Origin of the sequence: Pseudomonas sp. ME-P-057 (genome assembly GCF_030208975.1) — a bacterium.
GTDB classification, from domain to species: domain Bacteria; phylum Pseudomonadota; class Gammaproteobacteria; order Pseudomonadales; family Pseudomonadaceae; genus Aquipseudomonas; species Aquipseudomonas lutea.
In genome coordinates this window covers 335,856-355,612 of the sequence record NZ_JARVSX010000011.1, presented here as the reverse complement: position 1 = coordinate 355,612, position 19,757 = coordinate 335,856, and the positions used below count along the sequence as shown (strand labels likewise).

Here is a 19,757-nt window from a genome sequence, read left to right as displayed (position 1 = left end):
GCCGTTGCCGTTGCCGTTGCCGTTGCCGTTGCCGTTGCCGTTGCCGTTGCCGTTGCCGTTGATCTTGATCTTGATCTTGATCTTCATACACAGAAAGTCCGGACGCCGCCAACCGCGACTTGGGTGCAGGCCGAACGTAGACGACGCGCAGTGGGTCGAGCCGCATGGATGCGGCGAGAGCGCCGTCAGGACATGGATGTCCGTTCGGCGCTGGCCCACGGAGCGTCGTCGAAGTGAGGGAATCCCGACGCAGGAGGGACCTAACCAGGAGCAAAGCGTTTTGGGTTACTTTTGGGGCGCTTTTGCCAAAAGTGACCCGCCGTAAGGGCGGAACCATAACAACTCCACCCACAAATAACGGATATGCCTACGGTGTAAAGCTTGTAAACGGTCTGTTTTATTCACTCTTTACGCTTTCTTTATGCCCCCAGACCCCCGTCGCTCTCGTTCCTTTACACCCTCACTGAACACAATTGCCCCACACGGCAGTCGCCGTATGACGGAGAGTTTTTCATGAGCGTTCTGGATGGGGTGTCACTGCTGCTGGCAGCAGGGTTGTTCGTGTACTTGCTGGTGGCGCTGCTGCGTGCCGGCCGGGTCGAGGAGTGACGGCCATGCACGGTTATGACTACCTGCTGATACTGGCGTTTTTCGCCCTGGTGCTATTGCCCGCGCCGCTGCTGGGACGGTTTTACTACAACGTGATGGAAGGTCAGCGGACCTTTCTGACCCCGGTCATGGGCCCGGTCGAGCGCGTTTGTTATCGCCTGGCGGGCGTCGACCCCAAGGTCGAGCAAAACTGGAAAACCTACACACTGGCCCTGCTGGCCTTCAACCTGGCGGGGTTTGTCGTGTTGTTTGCGATCCTGCTGATGCAAGGGTCGTTGCCGCTCAATCCTCAGGGCCTGCCGGGGATGGAATGGTCGCTGGCGTTCAACACCACAATGAGCTTCGTCACCAACACCAACTGGCAGAGCTACAGCGGCGAAGCCTCGCTGAGTTACCTGAGCCAGATGGCCGGCCTGACCGTGCAGAACTTCGTCAGCGCCGCCACCGGCATCGCCGTGCTGGTCGCGTTTTGCCGGGGCATCAGCCGCCGCTCGACTCAGCATCTGGGCAACTTTTGGGCGGACATGACCCGTGCAACCTTGTATGGCCTGCTGCCGCTGTGCCTGGTGCTGGCGCTGCTGCTGGTCTGGCAGGGCGTGCCGCAGACCTTCGCGCACTACGTTGATGCCGTGACCCTGCAGGGCACCGATCAGACCATTCCCCTGGGCCCTGCGGCCAGCCAGATTGCGATCAAGCAACTGGGCACCAACGGCGGCGGTTTCTTCGGCGTCAACTCGGCGCACCCGTTCGAAAACCCGACCATCTGGAGCAACCTGTTCGAGCTGGTGTCGATCATCTTGATCCCGGTGGCGCTGGTCTTCACCTTCGGCCATTACGTCAAGGACATGCGTCAGAGCCGCGCAATCATCGCCTGCATGCTGGCGCTGTTTCTGATCGGTGGCGCAACGGCCATGTGGTCCGAGTATCAGCCCAACCCTGCGCTGAACATCGCCTCGGTCGAGCAGGCCGCGCCGATGGAGGGCAAGGAAACGCGCTTCGGAACCACCGCTACCGTGCTCTGGGCCGCGACCACGACGGCTGCTTCCAACGGTTCGGTCAATGGCATGCACGACAGCCTCAACCCGCTGACCGGCATGATCGCCCTGGCCAACATGATGGTCGGTGAGGTGATCTTCGGCGGCGTTGGCGCAGGCCTCTACGGGATGTTGCTCAACGTGCTGATCGCGGTGTTCCTGGCGGGCCTGATGATCGGCCGCACCCCGGAATACCTGGGCAAGAAGCTTCAGGCCCGTGAGGTCAAGTTACTGGTGGCGACGCTGATCGTGATGCCGGTTGGCGTGCTGGTGTTCGGCGCGCTGGCCGCCAGCTTGCCGGGCCCGGCGGGTGCAGTGAGCAACCCTGGCGCCCACGGTTTCAGTCAGTTGCTGTACGCCTATACCTCGGCAACCGCCAACAACGGCTCGGCCTTCGGTGGCTTCAGCGCCAACACCACCTTTCATAACCTGATGCTGGGCTTGTCGATGTTCATTGGCCGCTTCGGCTACATCCTGCCGGTGCTGGCGCTGGCGGGCAGTCTGGCGGCCAAGAAGACGTCCCCGCTCGGCCAGAACAGCTTTCCGACCCATGGCCCGCTGTTCGTTACCTTGCTGACCATGACCATTCTGCTCGTGGGTGGCCTGACGTTCCTGCCGACGCTGGCACTGGGACCGATTGCCGAACACTTGAGCCTGGGCTTCTGAGGACCACACCATGAACATGCAAGCCCCTGTAACAAAGAGCCCGGACAGCAACGCCCCGGCCAGCAACACGGCCGTGCCCGGTCATGGCCAGCAGCCCGCAAGCGCCCCAGCCAAAACCGGGTTCGCCGCACTGTGGCGCCCGGCGCTGGTCCAGGCGTTCGTCAAGCTCGATCCGCGTCAGCTGCAACGGGCGCCGGTGATGCTGGTGGTCGAACTGACCGCCATTCTGACCACCGTGCTGTGCCTGATTCCTGATCCTGCAGTGCCGACGTCGGTCGCCGTGCAGATCGCGGTCTGGCTGTGGTTCACCGTGCTGTTCGCCAACTTCGCCGAAGCCCTGGCCGAAGGCCGTGGCAAGGCCCGCGCCGACAGCCTGAAAGCCGGCACCGAAGGCCTGAAGGCCAGGCTGCAAGATGCCAACGGCCAGCAGCGGATGGTCAACGCTGCCACCCTGCGCAAGGGCGATGTGGTCCGCGTCGAAGCCGGGGAATTGATCCCGGGTGATGGCGAGGTCATCGAAGGCATTGCCGCGGTCAACGAAGCGGCGATCACCGGTGAATCGGCCCCGGTGATTCGTGAATCCGGTGGCGACCGTTCTGCTGTCACGGGCAATACTCGACTGGTGTCGGACTGGCTGCTGGTGCGCATCAGCGCCAACCCGGGCGAATCCACTCTGGACCGCATGATCGCGCTGGTAGAAGGCGCCAAGCGGCAGAAGACTCCTAACGAGGTCGCCCTCGACATCTTGCTGATCGGCCTGACCCTGATCTTCCTGCTGGTGGTCGTGACGCTGCAGCCGTTCGCGCACTTTGCCGGCGGTAACCTGCCGCTGGTGTTCCTCGTGGCGCTGCTGGTGACCCTGATTCCGACCACCATTGGCGGCTTGCTGTCGGCCATCGGTATCGCCGGCATGGACCGCCTGGTACGGCTGAATGTCATCGCCAAGTCCGGCCGCGCGGTAGAGGCAGCGGGCGACGTTCATGTGCTGCTGCTGGACAAGACCGGCACCATTACTTTCGGCAACCGTCGCTGCTCGGCGGTGTATGCCGCGCCGGGCGTATCGCCCAAAGAGCTGAGCGAGGGCACGCTGCTGGCGTCGCTGGCCGATGACACCGCCGAAGGCAAATCCATTGTCGAGTACCTGCGCGCCTCGCACCCCATGACGGAGCCAGCGGCGAGTCAGCTGACCGCCGTGCCTTTCACCGCAGAAACCCGTTTGTCCGGCGTTGATTTCCAGGGCCGTGTCTACCGCAAGGGCGCGGTGGATTCGCTGCTGAAGTTCCTCGGCCGTGACCGCAGTGATCTGCCACCGGTGCTGGCTCGCGAAATCGACAAGATCGCCAAAACCGGCGGCACCCCGTTGCTGGTCTGCGGCGACGGCAAGCTGCTGGGCGCGATCCATCTGAAGGACGTGGTCAAGCCAGGCATTCGCGAGCGCTTCGAAGAGCTGCGCAAACTGGGCATTCGCACCGTGATGGTGACGGGCGATAACCCGCTGACCGCGGCGGCGATCGCGGCAGAGGCGGGCGTTGATGACGTGCTGGCCGAAGCCACGCCCGAGAAGAAACTGGAGCGCATCCGGCAGGAGCAGAACGACGGTCGTCTGGTGGCCATGTGCGGCGACGGCGCCAACGACGCCCCGGCCCTGGCCCAGGCCGATGTCGGCATGGCGATGAACGATGGCACCCAGGCCGCGCGGGAAGCCGCCAACATGGTTGACCTGGACAGCGACCCCACCAAGCTGCTGGACGTGGTGCAGATCGGTAAGGAATTGCTGGTGACCCGCGGCGCGCTGACGACTTTTTCCATCGCCAATGACGTGGCCAAGTACTTCGCCATCCTGCCGGCGTTGTTTGCGGCGATCTACCCGCAGCTGGGCGTGCTCAACATCATGCACCTGGCCAGCCCGCAAAGCGCGATCCTGTCGGCCATCGTGTTCAACGCGCTGATCATCGTGGTGCTGATTCCGCTGGCGTTGCGCGGTGTCCGTGTGCAGGCCGCGAGCGCTGCGCATTTGCTGAGACGCAATCTGCTGGTGTACGGGCTGGGCGGGCTGGTGGTGCCGTTCGTGGGCATCAAGGCGATCGACCTGCTGTTGACAGCCTTGCACCTGGTTTAACCCTTGATCGTGCTGCGCGGTGAATGATCCCGCGCGGCGCTCACTTCACACGAGGAATGAATGATGTCCAGCGTATTGCGTCCGGCCGTGAGCCTGATCGTTCTGATGACCCTGATCACCGGCGTGGCTTACCCGCTGGTGGTGACCGGTGTCGCTCAGGTAGCGTTTCCCGAACAGGCCAACGGCAGCCTGGTCTACGACGACCATGAGAAGGTGCGCGGCTCGGAATTGATTGCCCAGAGTTTCACCGGCGAGGAGTGGTTCCACCCACGTCCTTCCGCCGGCGCGTATGCCACGGTGGCGAGCGGTGCGAGTAACCTGTCGCCCAGCAATCCGGCGCTGGCCACGCGGGTCGGTGAGGATGCGGCCAGGGAGAAGGTCGAAAATCAGGGCGCGGTGCCACTGAACCTGCTGACCACCTCCGGCAGCGGCCTTGACCCGCATCTGTCGCCCGCAGCGGCGGACTACCAGGTGGCGCGTATCGCCGCGGCGCGCAACCTGCCGCGTGAAGCAGTCCAGAAAATGGTCGCCGAGAACACCCGCACCTCATTGATCGGCCCGCCGGTGGTGAACGTGCTGGACTTGAATCTCGGTCTGGATCGGTTACCGTCTGGCAAGGTCGCGAACTGACGCCGTGAGGCGCCGCACCCGCCACTATCACCCTGCACCAGGATAATCTTCCGTGAACTCAACCAACCGCGCCGACGCCTTGCTGGTCAACCTGCCCCGGGACGATCGCGGGCGGCTGAAGGTGTTTCTCGGCGCGGCGCCGGGGGTGGGCAAGACTTACGCGATGCTTCAGGCCGCGCATTCGCAGATGCGCCAGGGTGTTGCGCTGCTGGCCGGTGTCGTCGAGACCCACGGTCGTGCCGAGACCGAAGCGTTGCTCGGCGGTCTGCCGCAACAGCCGATGCTGCGCACCGAATACCGGGGCGTCATGCTCGAAGAAATGGACCTCGACGGTCTGCTGGCGGCCAGGCCGAAACTGGTATTGGTCGACGAACTGGCTCACAGCAATGCACCCGGCAGCCGGCACGCCAAGCGCTGGCAGGATATTCAGGAACTGCTGTCTGCCGGGATCGACGTTTACACCACGGTCAACGTCCAGCACCTGGAAAGCCTCAACGATCAAGTGCGCGGCATCACCGGCGTGCAGGTCCGCGAGACGCTGCCCGACTGGGTGCTGCAGGAAGCCTATGAGCTGGTGCTGATCGACTTGCCGCCGCGCGAACTGCTGGAGCGTCTGCGCGACGGCAAGGTTTACGTGCCCGAGCAGGCGCGGGCTGCCATCGATGCGTTTTTCACCCAGACCAACCTCACTGCGCTGCGGGAAATGGCGATGCAGACCGCCGCCGCGCAGGTGGATGACGACCTGGCGCTGGGCTACCGGCAATTGGGGCGGGCTGCGCCGGCAGTGCGTGGTCGTCTGTTGGTCGGTATCGACGGCGACGCCCAGGCCGAGCGTCTGGTGCGTCATGCCAGCCGCGTTGCGCAACGCCGGCATCTGCCGTGGAGTCTGGTGCATGTCGATAACGGACGCTTTATCGACGAACTGGCGCGAACTCGTTTGCAAGGCGCGCAGCAGTTGGCCGAACGGCTGGGTGGCGAGGTGGTGGTGCTGCGCGCGGCAGAGGTGGCGAAAACCCTGATTCAACACGCCGCCGAACGCCGTGCCAGCCTCGTGCTGGTCGGGCAGTCGCGGCCGTCTCTGCGCCGTCGTCTGTTGGGTGGCGGTCTGGCGTCGCGCCTGTTGCGCAATGCCCACGGGCTGGAAATCAACGTGCTCGACAGCGAGTCACGCCCCGATCAGCCGCAATCCACATCGCCACGCACGCTGGTATGGTTCGATTACGCCCTGGCGCTGGTTGCCACCCTTGGCGCCAGTGCGCTGGCCTGGGCGGTGGCGAGCTGGCTGGCGCTGCCCAATATTTCCCTGGTGTTTCTCGCCGCCGTCCTGTTGGTGGCCGTGCGCAGCAGTGTCGGCCCGGCGATGGTCTGTTCGGTGCTGTCCTTTCTCGCCTATGACTTTCTCTTCATTCCTCCGAATTTCTCGCTGAGCATCCAGCGCGAGGAAGACGTGCTGACGTTGCTGTTCTTTCTGTTGATGGCGGCCTTGACCGGCAACCTCGCGGCGCGCCAACGCCGCCAGTTGCAAGCGCTGCGCGATACCCAGGAAGAGACCAGCGAGTTGCTCGACCTGTCGCGACGTTTGACCGCGGCCACGGACCGCCAGGCGGTGCTGTCTGCCGCCGATCATCATCTGGCCGGCTGGAGCGAAGTGCAGTTGTGCGTGCTGGACATCGACCGCGAGCAGGGCTGGAAGGTCGAGGTGGGCGGGCCGCTGGAGTTCTCCGAACCTGAGCGCGCGGCGGCCGACTGGGCGTGGCAGCACGGTCAACCGGCGGGCAAGGGTACTGGCACGTTGCCGTCGAGTCACTGGTGGTGGCTGCCGCTGTGGGTCGACGACGCACCGTTGGCGTTACTGGGCATCCGTGCCAAACAGGGCCAGAGCTTCAGCGTCCAGCGGCGACGCTTGCTCACCGCCCTCAGTCAGCCGTTGGGGCAGGCGCTGGCACGGGCGCGGCTGGCCGAGGACCTTGAAGCCGCGCGTCTGCACGGCGAAACCGAGCAACTGCGCAGCGCGTTGCTGGCCTCGGTGTCCCACGACCTGCGCACCCCGCTGACCGCCATGCGTGGCAGCATCGACAGCCTGCTGGCGCTGGGCGAGGCGATTCCGCTGGACGATCGCCGTGAACTGCTCGAAGGCACCCGGGACGAGGCCGAGCGTCTGGATCGCTACATTCAGAACCTGCTGGACATGACACGCCTTGGCCATGGTGCGCTAAAGCTGGCGCGGGACTGGGTGTCGCCGGGTGATATCGTCGGCAGCGCGCTCAACCGGTTGCGTGCGGTGCTGGCACCGTTGCAGGTCAGCACTCATGTGCCCACCGAGTTGCCGCTGCTGTATGTGCACGCTGCGCTGATCGAGCAGGCACTGATCAACGTGATCGAGAATGCGGCGCGCTTTTCGCCCGTCAACGGCCGATTGCAGCTAGGCGTCAGCGAGGAGGAGGGAACACTGGTATTCGCCGTGAGCGACGAAGGACCGGGAATTCCCGAAAACGAGCGCGCGAAGATTTTCGACATGTTCTACACCGCTGCGCGCGGGGACCGGGGCGGGCAGGGCACCGGGCTGGGTCTGGCGATTTGTCAGGGCATGGTCGGCGCCCACGGCGGACGCATCAGCGTGGCGGAGGGCATTGACGGCCATGGCACCTGTATCAGCCTGCACCTGCCCCTGCAAACACAGCCCGAAGCAGAAATGGACCAGGCGGTCTGAATAGGCTTTGCGCTACTCTGACGCCCTTGTGAAACTGAGTCTTACCCATGACAGGACACCCATGAGCCAGACGGCGACCATTCTGGTGATTGACGACGAGCCGCAGATCCGCAAATTTCTGCGCATCAGCCTCGCGTCACAAGGCTACAAAGTGCTGGAGGCGGGGACCGGCGGTGATGGCCTGACCCAGGCGGCGCTCAACAAACCCGACCTGCTGGTGCTCGACCTGGGCCTGCCGGACATGGACGGGCAGGACGTGCTCAGCCAGTTTCGTGAATGGTCGAACGTGCCGGTGCTGGTGCTCTCGGTGCGTGCCAGCGAGGGTGAAAAGGTCCGCGCACTGGACTCCGGTGCCAACGATTACGTGACCAAACCGTTCGGGATCCAGGAGTTTCTGGCGCGCGTGCGGGCGCTGTTGCGTCAGGCACCGGAGGGCAGTCAGGCGGAATCGGCGGTGGTGATCGGCGCGCTGAACATCGACCTGGCGTACCGACGGGTGTCCCTGGAGGCTGCCGAGGTAGCGCTGACCCGCAAGGAATACGCAGTGCTGGCGCAGCTGGCGCGACATCCGGGGCGAGTGATCACCCAGCAGCAGCTGCTCAAGGACATCTGGGGCCCGACCCATGTCGAGGACACCCATTATCTGCGAATCGTGGTGGGTCACCTGCGGCAAAAGCTGGGCGACGACCCTGCCGCGCCGCGCTACATCCTCACGGAAGCGGGCGTTGGCTATCGGCTGGTGAATGTGTGACAGAAGATGCGATTGCGAGGCACGCCCGGATCAGGTGATTAATCAGCTTGAATCAGGCAACCGATTCATCACACCGCGACGGTCTAAACCGCTATTGTGCCTCTCCCTGCGCTGCGGCACTTTTACCGGGCCGCACCGTCAAAGCCGCATCGCTGATTTCCCTAGTTGAGGTAACACCCCATGAAAGCCTGGATCTGCCTGCCCCTGTTGGCGTTGGTTCTCACCGGTTGCGCCGGCAAAACGGCCTACCGTGACAGTTGTGCGACCAACCTTGACGGCGCCTGGCACGAGCTTGATCTGGCCAAGGCCGAAGGTTTCGCCGGCACGGTCAGCTACTCCAAGGCCCTGTCGCTGCTGACCGGTGCCAAGACCCAGCAGCAGTTCGAGGCTTTCGAGGGTTGTTCCGAGAAAGCCGAGAAAGCCCGCTTCTACATCCGTGAGTCCCGCGCCGGTCGTTGACCCGCTGTTGCCCGCGCGGTGCATGCCACCGCGATGCGGCCCTCCAATTCCCCCATCTCACTCTGGCGAAAAGGCCTACGCTGACTTTACAGTGGCTGCACGTCTGGCATTTGTTGCAGTCCTATCAGCCATGAGCAGTCGCCTGGGGAGGCCTTCCGATGGGCAGAAAACTGGATGCGTGTCTCAACGCAGTCAACGAAGTGGTGCTGGGCAAGGAACCTCAGGTCAGGCTCGCGCTGACCTGCCTGCTGGGGGGCGGGCATCTTCTGATTGAAGACTTGCCCGGCATGGGCAAGACGACCCTGAGCCACACCCTGGCCCGGGTGCTCGGCCTGAGTTTTCAACGCATTCAGTTCACGTCCGATTTGCTGCCGGGGGACATCCTCGGCACCTCTGTGTTTGACCGGGAGACCGGGCAATTCACTTTTCACCCCGGACCGATCTTCGCCGAACTGGTGCTGGCGGACGAAATCAACCGCGCCACCCCCAAGAGCCAAAGCGCGCTGCTGGAAGCCATGGAAGAGGGGCAGGTCACCATCGAGGGCGCCACCCGCCTGTTGCCGGACCCGTTTTTTGTCATCGCCACACAGAACCCCTTCAGTCAGGGCGGAACGTTCGCGTTGCCCGAATCGCAGCTGGACCGTTTTTTAATGCGCCTTTCCCTGGGCTATCCCGCCCGCGCTGCGGAGAAAGCCCTGCTGCTGGGCGAATCCCGGCGCGACCTGCTGCCGCGTATCGAGCCATTGCTGGATCACGCCGAGCTTGCCTTGCTTCAGCAAGAGGTGCGGCAGGTGCGGGCCAGCGACGCGCTGGTCGATTACGTGCTGCGCCTGGTCGATGCCACACGCAGCCAGCCGCAATTTGCCTATGGCCTGTCGCCCCGGGCCAGCCTGGCTGTGTTGTCGGCGGCACGGGCCTGGGCGCTGCTCGCCGGCCGCGACTACGTGATCCCTGAAGACGTGCAAGCCATTCTTCCCGCGGTCATCGGCCACCGCTTGCGCGAGCGCACGGACCCGACCGGACATGGCGGCGGCGCTCTGGTGCAATGGTTACTGCGTGAGGTGCCGGTGCTGTGATCGAACCGTTCAAACCGTACTGGCAGCGCTGGCTGGGACGCCGAATCCCGCCAGCGTCGCGGGTCGAGCTGGACCACCGCCGAATCTTTATCCTGCCCACCCGCGTAGGGGGGACGTACGCGCTCGTCCTGATTCTGCTGTTGCTGGTGTCGATCAATTACCAGAACAGCCTGGCTTACGGTTTGACCTTCCTCATGCTGTCAGTCGGTGTGCTGGCGATTCTGCACACCTATCGCAACGTCAGCGGGTTGATCCTCAGTGGCGGCCACGCACGCTCGGTGTTCGTCGGCGAGCCGGTGCAATTGCGCTTGCGTCTTGAAAGCTCGGGTCCGGGGCATCAGGCTATTGCCCTGGGCTGGAGCAGCGAACAGCTGGAGCAGACGGACGTACCGGCCGATTGTCAGGTGGAGGTGGGCCTGACGCTGCCGGCCCTCCAGCGCGGGTGGCTGCGGGCGCCGCGGTTGCGGGTGGAGAGTGTGTTCCCGCTGGGCATCTTCCGCGCCTGGAGCTGGCTGGATCTCGAACAGACAGTGCTGATCTACCCGAGGCCGTTGGCCGGGACGATGCCGCTGCTGCAGGGCGTGCAGCCCCACGCCGAGGACGAGGGGCACGCCACGACAGGGCCGGGCGTCGATGACTATCAGGGCCTGCGCCTGTGGCAGCCGGGTGATTCGACGCGACGCATGCACTGGAAAGCCTGGTCGCGCGGGCAGGCGCTGATGGTCAAGGAGTTCAGCGACCTCAGCGGCCACGACCTGTGCCTGGATTTCATGGCGTTGGGCGGTGACATCGAAGAACGGCTGTCGCGGCTTTGCTACTGGGTGCTGGAGCTGTCCCGTCGCCAGCGGCCTTTTGCGTTGCGTCTGCCAGGCTTCGTTTCGGCCGTGGACAGCGGTGACGCCCATCGCGAGACGTGTTTGCGCCAGCTGGCGCTGTACGGGGTGCGGGCATGAACAGGCCACAGCCATGACGTCCGCAAGCCTGGGCAAGCCCATCCCGCGCGTCAGCCTCAACTGGTTGTTGATCGCCCAGGCGCTGGTGATCGTGCCGTTTTCGCTGCATGTGCCCGTGGCCTTGCTGGTCCTCTGGCTGGCGTGCTCGTTCTGGCGCATTCAGATCTTTCGGATGCGCGTGCGCATGCCCGGCACCTGGATCAAGGCGGGGCTGCTGGTCGGTACCGCCGGCGGGATTTACCTGGCGCGCGGCAGCCTGATCGGCCTGGACGCAGGGGCGGCTTTGCTGATCGCGGCCTTCGTCCTGAAGCTGCTGGAAATGCACACCCGACGCGATGCCCTGGTGCTGATTTTTCTCGGCTTTTTTTGCATCGCGGTCGGTTATCTGTTTGAAGACTCGTTGCTCTGGGGCCTGTTTACTCTGCTGCCGATCACCACGCTGCTGGCCGCGCTGATCGGCCTGCAGCAGTCGAGCGTCTCAAGCAGGCCAGCCGCGACATTGAAATTGTCGGGCAAGTTACTCCTGCAGGCCGTGCCGCTGATGGTGCTGTTGTTCCTGTTCTTCCCACGGCTTGACCCGCTGTGGTCCTTGCCGCAGCCAAGCAACAAAGCGCAGACCGGCCTTTCCGACAGCATGACGCCGGGTGACATCGCCGAGCTGAGCAAATCCGCTGCGTTGGCGTTTCGCGCCAGCTTTGAGGGTCCGCCGCCGCCCCGTCATCAACTGTACTGGCGAGCGCTGACGCTTGACCAGTTCGACGGCCGGCGCTGGTCGCAATCTTCAAGGGCGCAGGTGCCGGATGCACCGTCCTGGCGCCGTGAAGGCCCGAGCGTGCGCTACAGCGTGGTACTGGAACCGACCGGCAAGCCCTGGCTAATGACGCTGGACGTCGGGCAAACCGATCTGGCCGGCGTGCGCCAGATGAGCGATTTCCGCTGGCAGCGTCGACGTCCGGTTGAGCAATCGATGCTGTACAGCGCTGAGTCCTGGCCCGATGCGGTGCGCGAGACAGTGCTCAGCGAAGGCGCTCGTCTACAGGCGTTGCAATTGCCGGCCAGAGGCAACCCGCAAGTGCGCGAGTGGGCAGCCGACCTGCACCGTCACCATGGCGCAGCCGACGCGGTGGTGGATGCGCTGCTTGCGTATTTCACCGCGCAGCCGTTCCGCTACACCCTCAAGCCGCCATCCCTGGGTGCCAACAGTGTCGATGACTTCCTGTTCGGCAGCCGCGCCGGCTTCTGCGAGCACTACGCCGGGGCGATGACCTTTGCGTTGCGTGCGGCGGGGGTGCCAGCCCGGGTTGTCACCGGTTATCAAGGCGGCGAACTGAATCCTGACGGCAACTACCTCAGCGTGCGCCAGTTCGATGCGCACGCCTGGGTTGAATACTGGCAAGCGGGCGTGGGCTGGCGCAGTGTCGACCCGACGGCGGCGGTCGCACCGATGCGTGTCGAGCAAGGCCTTGAACAGGCGCTCGCCGCGGACGAGGAGTTCCTCGGGGACTCGCCCATGTCGGCGCTGCGCTACCGAAACCTGGCGTGGCTGAATTCGATTCGCATGAGTTGGGACAGCCTCAATTACGGCTGGCAGCGCTGGGTGCTGGGTTATCAGGGCCAGCAGCAACTGCAGGTACTGGGGCGCTGGTTTTCCGGGTTTCAGGCGCCGGTGTTCGCGGCGGGGGCGATGATCATTCTCGGGCTGCTGGCGCTGTGGCTGCTTAAACCGTGGCAGCGCCAGAGCGATTTCCAGTTGCGTGTGTTCAACCGTTTCGAACGTCTGCTGGCCCGGCAGGGTCTTAAGCGGCAGCCGGGTGAGGGTGCCCAGGCGTTTGCCCGGCGCGCCGGCGAGCGGCTTCCCGCACAGGCGCAGGCCATCGAAGCGTTTGTGCGGGAGTTTCAGGCTCAGCGCTATGCCGGAGGAGGTGGTTCTCAGGCGACGCTGCACCAGCACCTCAAATCCCTGCGCCGCAGCTTGCCGTGGCGTTTGTCTTCGTTGAAGGACAAACAGCCTTAATCAACAGCCAAGGAGTGTTTAATGTCAGCGATGGTTGATCACCTGGTTGCCGAGATTATCGGCCTTAACATCAAATTGCTGGCCTGCCACGCGCGGCTGGAAGCGTCCACCGACAGTGAGGCGCTGCACGACTTGCGCACCACTGTCAGGCGTCTGCGCAGCGTGCTGCGACCTCTGCGCGGTTTGCCGGGCCTGGATCAAGTCGAAGCGGCGGCAAAGGACGTCGGCGCGCTGACCACGCCGCTGCGGGACATGCAGGTGCTGGCCGCGTTCCTGACCGAGCAGGGTTTGCCGCAGGCGGCGGCCAAACGCGCCCAGTACCTGGAAAAAGTCTGCCCCAATGTTGCCACCTCAACCGAGCTCAATCGGTTGCTTGGCGTGCTGGACCAGCTGCCAGCACTGCTGCGCACCCAGCAGCGCAATGGTCTGCTGGACAAGCTGCAGCCGCGTATTGAAAAGCGTCTGGACAAACAGTGGAAACAACTGCGCCAGGCGATGGGTGACCCCGCCCATGACCGTCACCGTCTGCGCCTGCTGATCAAACGCGTGCGCTACGCCGCCGAGGCTTATCCTAAATTGAGTCATCAGCCCCAAAACATGCAGCGTCGTTTGAAAGTGGCGCAGGGCGCGCTGGGCGACTGGCACGACCATCTGCAGTGGCTGGAGCAGGCCCGGCACCAGCAGGACCTCGCGCCCTGTGTGGCGGGATGGGAGCTTGGAATTCGCCGCGCCGAGGAAAAGTCCGACGAAGTATTGGACCGGCTGTACACGGCTTGTTTTGGCAAGCATTCGCCTCGATAAGCGCCATCGTAAAACGTTGAAGGCGAAGGCGAAGGCGAAGGCGAGGCAGGACCGGCAGGACAGGATGCTTTGGTCCGCAGGTTGGCACTTATAGACCCTGTCCTGCGGCGCCTGCCTCGTTAACATCCGTGTACACCGCCTGCCACCCTGGAACGCGCATGAAATTCTCCGAGCTGCTCGACGCCGTACGTACTCACCCCCAATCCGTAACCATCCCCGCATCCTGGGCCCAGGGGAGGGCCTGCTTCGGCGGGCTGATGGCTGCATTGGGATACGAAGCGATGCGCGCGAAGGTGTCGTCCCAGCGTCCGGTCCGCTCACTGGCAATCTGTTTTGTCGCGCCGCCAGCGATCGACACGCCCATTTCTTTTGAGGTGGAAGTGCTGCGCGAAGGCAAGGCGGTCAGCCAAGTACTGGGGCGCGCTGTGCAGAACGGCGAAGTCATGACGTTGATTCAGGGCAGCTTCGGCGCGCCCCGGGCGTCGAGGGTCTCCGTCCAGGCCGAGCCTGCGCCGGTGTTCAAGGCGGTGGGCGATATTCAGCCTTTTCCCTTCATTTCTGGCGTCATGCCGGAATACCTTCGCTACATTGATCTGCGCTGGGCGTTGGGCGGGCTGCCGTTTTCCGGCACGCCGTCCAGAGCCATTGGCGGCTACGCCCGTTTGAGGGACGTAGAGGAGGAGCCTCTGACCGAGGCGCACCTGCTCGCGCTGGTGGACACCTGGCCGCCCGCAGTGCTGCCGCATCTGAATAAGCCTGCGCCGGGGAGCTCGTTGACCTGGACGATTGAGTTTGTGCAGCCGTTGCCCGCGATGACGACCCATGACTGGACGCAATATCGAGCCGAGATTGAGCACGCCCGTGACGGCTATGGACATACCGCAGCGGCGCTGTGGGGGCCACAAGGGGAGCTGGTAGCTATTAGCCGCCAGACGGTGACGGTGTTTGGCTGAAAGTCGGGATCTGAAGCCTGTTCTGCCGATGAGCGGGGTTCTGATTGCAGCGTGGGCGCAGTCGCAGCTTGGTCGCGCTGCGGATTAACCTGGCAGGCGTCAGCGGAGCGGACATTCGCTGGTGACGACCTGGAACCGTTTCACGCAGAGGCCGTTTACTGGCCTCTGGCTTTGATGGCTTGCGCGGCGACCAGACCTAAAATGCCGATGGCGGCTGAGGTCAGGCTGCTGCTCAGGGCACCGTCCAGCAACAGCAGGCCGGAGACAATGGACAGCGGGAACGCCAGTGACGACAGCACAGCGTTAGAAGGCAGACCTTCCTTGCGCGACCCGCTGAAGAATTCCCCGATATGAAGATCCGTAATGAACTTGGGCATGATGCTCCCCTCGTTGAAACCTGAATAAGAAGTGTTTTTGATAGAGGTGAGAATAGGCGCCAAGGTTCACTCCAGCGAATCGAGGATTGCTATCAGCCTGATAGGCGGCAGATCAGCGCTCAGCGGAGGAGGGTTCGTCCGCGTGCGAGACGGTTGGCAACCCGAAGAACTCGCGAGCGCAGTCGGTGGTATGCGCTGCCACCTCGGCTGGAGTTTCTTGCCGATGCAGTGCGACTTCGCGCAGGACTTCGGGTAAATACGCCGGTTCGTTGCGACCGTTCTTCGGCTTGGGCCGCAAGGTGCGCGGCAGCAGGTACGGCGCGTCGCTTTCCAGCATCAGACGACCGCGCGGAATGTCCCGGACCAGAAGGTGCAGGTGTGTCCCGCGGCGTTCGTCGCAAATCCAGCCGGTGATGCCGATGTGCAGGTCCAGATCGAGGTAGCTGAACAACGCACGCTTCTCTCCGGTGAAGCAGTGCACCACGGCCGCCGGAAGCTGATCGCGGAATTCTCGCAGGATTGCGAGCAGGCGCTCATCAGCGTCGCGCTCATGCAGGAACACCGGCAGCTGCAATTCCACCGCCAGGGCCAGATGCGCTTCCAGCACTTTTTCCTGCTGCGGGCGAGGAGAGAAGTCACGGTTGAAATCCAGCCCGCATTCGCCGACGGCACACACGGATTTTTCCGCCAGCAGCGCCCTGAGCTGGCGTTCGGTTTCGTGGGTCCATGCACTCGCGCAGTGGGGGTGAATACCGGCAGTGCTGAACAGCCGCTCGCCGCTGTCATCCAGTCGGCGCGACAAGGCAAGAGCCTGTTCACTGCCCTCAATGTCGGTCCCGGTCAGTATCAACTGCCTGACGCCGGCCGCGTACGCGCGGTCCACGACCTCGCGTTCGCGGGAGGCGAAGCTTGCGTTGGTCAAGTTGACGCCAATGTCGATTAGTTGCATGGTGCTACCTTCAGGCCAGAGGCCGAGAAGAATACCAGAGCGACTGGTGCGATAAAAAACAGGCAGGCCCAACTGCTTGCATCACCCACATCCTGTGACAGCGCCCGACCAGACGCACGCCGCTGCACGCGCCGTGAGCCACCTGGCTGCCAGGCGCAGGCTTCAAGCCGCCTATTCGGCTGTTCATCGGAGCATCAATGATCCGAGCCTCCCTGTTCACGCTGCTGTGCGTCGTGGCGGTTCCCACCCATGCGTCGCCACGGCCCGCCGGTCCGCCCGTGGTGATCAAGAAAAATCAGGTGCGTGACCTGCCTGCGATACGCAGCGCTAAAGTGTTGCGCGTGCTGGTCAACCAGAGCCGCAACAGCTCGGCAGAGGTGCAGGGTGAGCCGCTGGGCGTCGAGTGTCGTCGCCTGCAAGCGTTCGAAACCTACCTCAACAGCCATGCCCGCGATGGCCAGAAGGTTTCCCTCAAGCTCATTCCCAAAGCCAAGGACCAGTTGCTTGCAGCACTGCAGCGCGGGGAGGGCGATATTGTCGCCCCGGGCGAACTGCTGGACGCCAGCGCTGCCCGCTATGTCGAGGCCACGCAACCGGTGGTCAGCCACGTGCCGCTGGTGGTGGTAGGCGTGAAAGGCGAACGCGCGCTCAAGCACCCCGAACAGCTTTCCGGGCGCACGCTGATGCTGACCAGTGGCAGCGCTGCCGATGAAGCCATCCTGCAACTCAATCAGAAACTGGCCCTGCGCAAATTGCCGCCGGTGAAGATCGAGTGGGTCGATCCGAGCCTGGCGGTGGAAGACGTGCTGGAAATGGTTCAGGCCGGCGTTTACCACCTCACTGTGGTCGAGCAACCCATCGCCGAACGCTGGGCGCGCGTGATGCCCAAACTGCGTGTCGACCGCGCCGCGGCCTTGAGTGAGCCAGGCGACATGAACTGGTTCGTGCGCAAGGACGCGGTGATGCTGCGCGGTGCGGTCGATCAGTTCCTGCAAACCTATTCGCCACCCCGCAATCAGGACGTTGCGTTTCAGAACGCTTACAAGGACCGCTATCAGATTCACAACCCGCTGGCACGCGAGGACCGTCAGCGCCTGGAAAAGCTGCGCCCTACGCTGCAATTGCACGCCGACAAGCAGAAGATGGACTGGCTCGACCTCGCGGCAGTGGCGTTTAAAGAGTCGGCGCTCAACCCGGTCGCCAAAGGCGGCAGCGGGGCCACCGGCCTGCTGCAGATCACGCCGTCCGCCGCGCAGCGTGTGGGCGTGGACAACATTCGAGACCTGGATGGCAACGTGCAGGCGGCCAGCCGCTACATGGCGATGTTGCGCCGCACGTTCTTCGCCAGCCCGAAGATCAACGAGCGCGAACGCATGGCGTTTACGCTGGCGGCTTACAACCTGGGCCCGGAACGTGTGCAAGGCATGCGCGCCGAAGCGAAGCGGCAAGGCCTCAACCCCAATCAGTGGTTTTTTCAGGTGGAACGGGTTGCGCTGGAGCAGGGCGGCAAGAACGTGGTCAGCTACGTCAATAGCGTGAACAAGTATTACCTGGCGTTCGACCAGGCGCGCAGTTCGCTTGAGCGTCCGTCGTCTCGTTAACCAATCTGAAAAATCGATATAAATGACGCGTATTTTGCGGTAGTAACATTTATAGATCCGATTATGATGGCGCCATTCTCAAATCAAACGGAATTAACCGCCATGAACACCTCACTCAAATCGCTTTTCACTACCCACGCCGGCTTTGGCATCACCGGACTGCGGATTCTGGTCGGCATCATCCTCATGGCCCATGGCAGCCAGAAGCTGTTCGGCTGGTTTGGCGGTTACGGCCTGGAAGGTACCGGCCAATACATGGCCAGCCTGGGGCTCAATCCGGGCTACCTGATGGCGCTGATGTCCGGCAGCGCGGAATTCTTCGGCGGTCTGGCCTTGTTCCTGGGCTTGCTGGCGAGGCCCGCTGCCTTGGTCGTAATCGTGATGCTCGTGGTGGCGATCCTGTCGGTGCACATCCACAACGGCCTGTTCATGGCCAACAACGGGTACGAGTTTGGTTTGGCACTGATCGCCGGCGCAGTGGCCGTGCTGTTCGAGGGCGCAGGCCGGCTGTCACTGGACCGCCTGATCGCACGCCGCTGATCGTTGCAGACAAAAATCCCGGGCTCGGAGGAGACCGGGATTTTTTGTGCGTCAGGTCAGACTCTACGTTGATCGAATCAGTCGATTGACAGTGCCCGCATCGCTTCTCTAGGATGCTGCTCATGCGCCGATTTAAACAGCTACTTGCGGGGCGCCTGATAACGCTGGCCGGTTATCGAAATTCCGCTAAAGCGCTGGTTCGGTGTTGCCTCTCACCGCTGCCCAGCGGATCAATGAGGCAGAGAAACGACACTATGAGCAGTCATTCCCACCCGCGTCCCCTCGTTCGCCTGGCACCTATTGCCAGCCAGTTCAATCGTCGTAATCCACAAATCCTTCTTGGCGGAGCCCATCAGCCGACCCTGCTGCGTTACCTGGACGGCTGGCCGCGACGACAGGGCGGCCCGCACGCCTTTCTCATTCAATTCATCGAAACCGACGACGCCCTGGAGCGCTTCAGCAACGACCAGTTCGACCTGGCCGTTATTCAGGCACCTGCAGCCGAACGCGCGCAGGCGGTGATCCACCAGCTGGTCCGCGTCGCTCGACAGGGCTTGATCACGCGCTGCTGACCGCTCTTCGCTTGGGTTGCAAGGGCTGGTCAGGGTGCTGGCGCTTGAAGCGCGCGCGTATTTCGTTGGCATGACGGCAGTGAGCAATCAGTTCACTGCGCAACGTCCAATCCGTGTTGATGATGTAGAAGTTCTGGATGAAGCTGTGTTCATCCTCCGACGCGAACCACTGGTTGATCTTCAGACTCAGGTCGGTGGGGGCATGGAGCGGCAGTGAGTACTTGGCGCATTGGATGGCGGTCAGGCTGCCCTCCGGCTTGTACTCCAGCGCGACTTCGTTGACGAACGCTTTCAAGGTGTTGGTGTTGAACAGGTTCTGTCCCGGCCAGCGCTGTTTGACGCCCCGCCACAGGTGTTCGCTGGCCGCGCCATGGTTGTAGGCCAAGATGACATTCTGGCCTGGATGGTCACGCCAGATGTCCTCGAGCAACCACGCGTTCACGGCTGTTGGCACAGGCCTCGGTTTCAGGCCGCGCATGAGCAGGTTCTGGAACTCCTCATGGACGGGCGGCGAGAAATCCTTGAACTGATGGAAGTCCAGGATGACCATTTCCTTCGCAGGCACGCCATTTTTCTCCAGTTCTGCAAAGAATCCGTCAACCGCCTGCAGGATGTCGACCACTACGTTGCGGCCTGATGAGGTCAGATGAAACAGCTGGAATCGCCGTGGGTCATGTCTCTCGTACCGGGCGTAAAAGGCGACGCGCAGGTCCAGCGCGCGCACGCCCTGGCGCAGCTGCTCCAGTGGCGAGACGTCCTGAGCTTTTTCCTGGGGGATGCCTGAGTTTGGGGAGAGTTTGTCGCTGCCGGCGTTGTGGCTGCCGGGCAAGATGAGTTGGTCGATACGCAACCCGCCGAGCTCGGGGGTCTGCGCCATCCAGTCGAAATGCGCTGGGCGCGCCGCAGCAGATAAGTTGAGGGTCATACAGTCAGTCCTTGACGT

The 19,757-nt window shown here is 63.3% G+C and carries 19 protein-coding genes; 15 read left to right on the top strand and 4 right to left on the bottom strand.

Annotated features, from left to right (window positions below):
• The coding region (locus tag QRN48_RS05900; protein ID WP_285349408.1) for a hypothetical protein at positions 1-219 on the bottom strand (219 nt) is incomplete at its 3' end.
• 294 nt (positions 220-513) lie between these two features.
• Here QRN48_RS05900 and kdpF point away from each other — a divergent pair.
• From kdpF to QRN48_RS05840, 12 genes are all read left to right on the top strand, one after another.
• Positions 514-609, top strand: coding sequence for a K(+)-transporting ATPase subunit F (gene kdpF / locus QRN48_RS05895; RefSeq protein ID WP_037009437.1), 96 nt, complete (start codon positions 514-516; stop codon positions 607-609).
• Between the two features lie 5 nt (positions 610-614).
• Entirely contained in the window at positions 615-2,309 is a 1,695-nt protein-coding gene (kdpA, locus tag QRN48_RS05890; RefSeq protein WP_191943704.1) for a potassium-transporting ATPase subunit KdpA, read from the top strand.
• 10 nt (positions 2,310-2,319) lie between these two features.
• The gene (kdpB, locus tag QRN48_RS05885) at positions 2,320-4,428 is read left to right on the top strand and encodes a potassium-transporting ATPase subunit KdpB (RefSeq protein ID WP_502944569.1); all 2,109 of its coding nucleotides are present in this window, start codon (positions 2,320-2,322) and stop codon (positions 4,426-4,428) included.
• Positions 4,429-4,491: 63 nt separating this feature from the next.
• Positions 4,492-5,058 (top strand): potassium-transporting ATPase subunit KdpC, encoded by a 567-nt coding sequence (kdpC, locus tag QRN48_RS05880; protein WP_191943705.1) that lies wholly within the window; start codon positions 4,492-4,494, stop codon positions 5,056-5,058.
• Positions 5,059-5,110: 52 nt separating this feature from the next.
• Positions 5,111-7,768, top strand: coding sequence for a DUF4118 domain-containing protein (locus QRN48_RS05875; RefSeq protein ID WP_191943706.1), 2,658 nt, complete (start codon positions 5,111-5,113; stop codon positions 7,766-7,768).
• Between the two features lie 61 nt (positions 7,769-7,829).
• A complete protein-coding gene (locus QRN48_RS05870) occupies positions 7,830-8,519 on the top strand; it encodes a response regulator (RefSeq protein WP_037009447.1) in 690 nt (229 codons plus the stop codon).
• A 180-nt stretch (positions 8,520-8,699) separates the two neighbouring features.
• Entirely contained in the window at positions 8,700-8,978 is a 279-nt protein-coding gene (locus QRN48_RS05865) for a hypothetical protein (protein ID WP_037009450.1), read from the top strand.
• Between the two features lie 158 nt (positions 8,979-9,136).
• Positions 9,137-10,054, top strand: a complete 918-nt coding sequence (locus tag QRN48_RS05860) for an AAA family ATPase (RefSeq protein WP_191943707.1) — start codon at positions 9,137-9,139, stop codon at positions 10,052-10,054.
• On the top strand, positions 10,051-11,007 hold the full coding sequence (locus QRN48_RS05855; RefSeq protein WP_191943708.1) for a DUF58 domain-containing protein: 957 nt from the start codon (positions 10,051-10,053) through the stop codon (positions 11,005-11,007). Before QRN48_RS05860 ends, QRN48_RS05855 begins: the two co-directional genes overlap by 4 nt.
• A gap of 13 nt (positions 11,008-11,020) precedes the next feature.
• Positions 11,021-13,021, top strand: a complete 2,001-nt coding sequence (locus QRN48_RS05850; RefSeq protein WP_285349396.1) for a transglutaminase TgpA family protein — start codon at positions 11,021-11,023, stop codon at positions 13,019-13,021.
• A gap of 21 nt (positions 13,022-13,042) precedes the next feature.
• A complete protein-coding gene (locus tag QRN48_RS05845) occupies positions 13,043-13,822 on the top strand; it encodes a CHAD domain-containing protein (protein WP_191943710.1) in 780 nt (259 codons plus the stop codon).
• 158 nt (positions 13,823-13,980) lie between these two features.
• Positions 13,981-14,775: an acyl-CoA thioesterase gene (locus QRN48_RS05840; RefSeq protein WP_285349394.1), complete on the top strand. Its 795-nt coding sequence runs from the start codon at positions 13,981-13,983 to the stop codon at positions 14,773-14,775.
• Positions 14,776-14,930: 155 nt separating this feature from the next.
• On the opposite strand, the gene QRN48_RS05835 is transcribed toward QRN48_RS05840, so the two are convergent.
• Positions 14,931-15,152 carry a hypothetical protein gene (locus QRN48_RS05835; RefSeq protein WP_052074958.1) on the bottom strand — a complete coding sequence of 74 codons (222 nt, stop codon included), beginning with the start codon at positions 15,150-15,152 and terminating at the stop codon, positions 14,931-14,933.
• Between the two features lie 112 nt (positions 15,153-15,264).
• Positions 15,265-16,101 carry a TatD family hydrolase gene (locus QRN48_RS05830; protein ID WP_285349392.1) on the bottom strand — a complete coding sequence of 279 codons (837 nt, stop codon included), beginning with the start codon at positions 16,099-16,101 and terminating at the stop codon, positions 15,265-15,267.
• A 197-nt stretch (positions 16,102-16,298) separates the two neighbouring features.
• On the opposite strand from QRN48_RS05830, the gene QRN48_RS05825 reads away from it, so the two are divergent.
• The 3 genes from QRN48_RS05825 to QRN48_RS05815 all read left to right on the top strand — a co-directional run bounded on the left by QRN48_RS05825 (position 16,299) and on the right by QRN48_RS05815 (position 18,814).
• Positions 16,299-17,702 carry an MltF family protein gene (locus QRN48_RS05825; RefSeq protein WP_285349391.1) on the top strand — a complete coding sequence of 468 codons (1,404 nt, stop codon included), beginning with the start codon at positions 16,299-16,301 and terminating at the stop codon, positions 17,700-17,702.
• A 102-nt stretch (positions 17,703-17,804) separates the two neighbouring features.
• Positions 17,805-18,242: a DoxX family protein gene (locus QRN48_RS05820; RefSeq protein WP_285349390.1), complete on the top strand. Its 438-nt coding sequence runs from the start codon at positions 17,805-17,807 to the stop codon at positions 18,240-18,242.
• A 254-nt stretch (positions 18,243-18,496) separates the two neighbouring features.
• On the top strand, positions 18,497-18,814 hold the full coding sequence (locus QRN48_RS05815) for a hypothetical protein (RefSeq protein ID WP_037009467.1): 318 nt from the start codon (positions 18,497-18,499) through the stop codon (positions 18,812-18,814).
• Here the strand turns inward: QRN48_RS05815 and QRN48_RS05810 are convergent.
• Positions 18,801-19,739, bottom strand: a complete 939-nt coding sequence (locus QRN48_RS05810; RefSeq protein ID WP_285349387.1) for a PI-PLC domain-containing protein — start codon at positions 19,737-19,739, stop codon at positions 18,801-18,803. The two genes, QRN48_RS05815 and QRN48_RS05810, sit on opposite strands and share 14 nt — an antisense overlap.
• Positions 19,740-19,757: the final 18 nt, after the last annotated feature.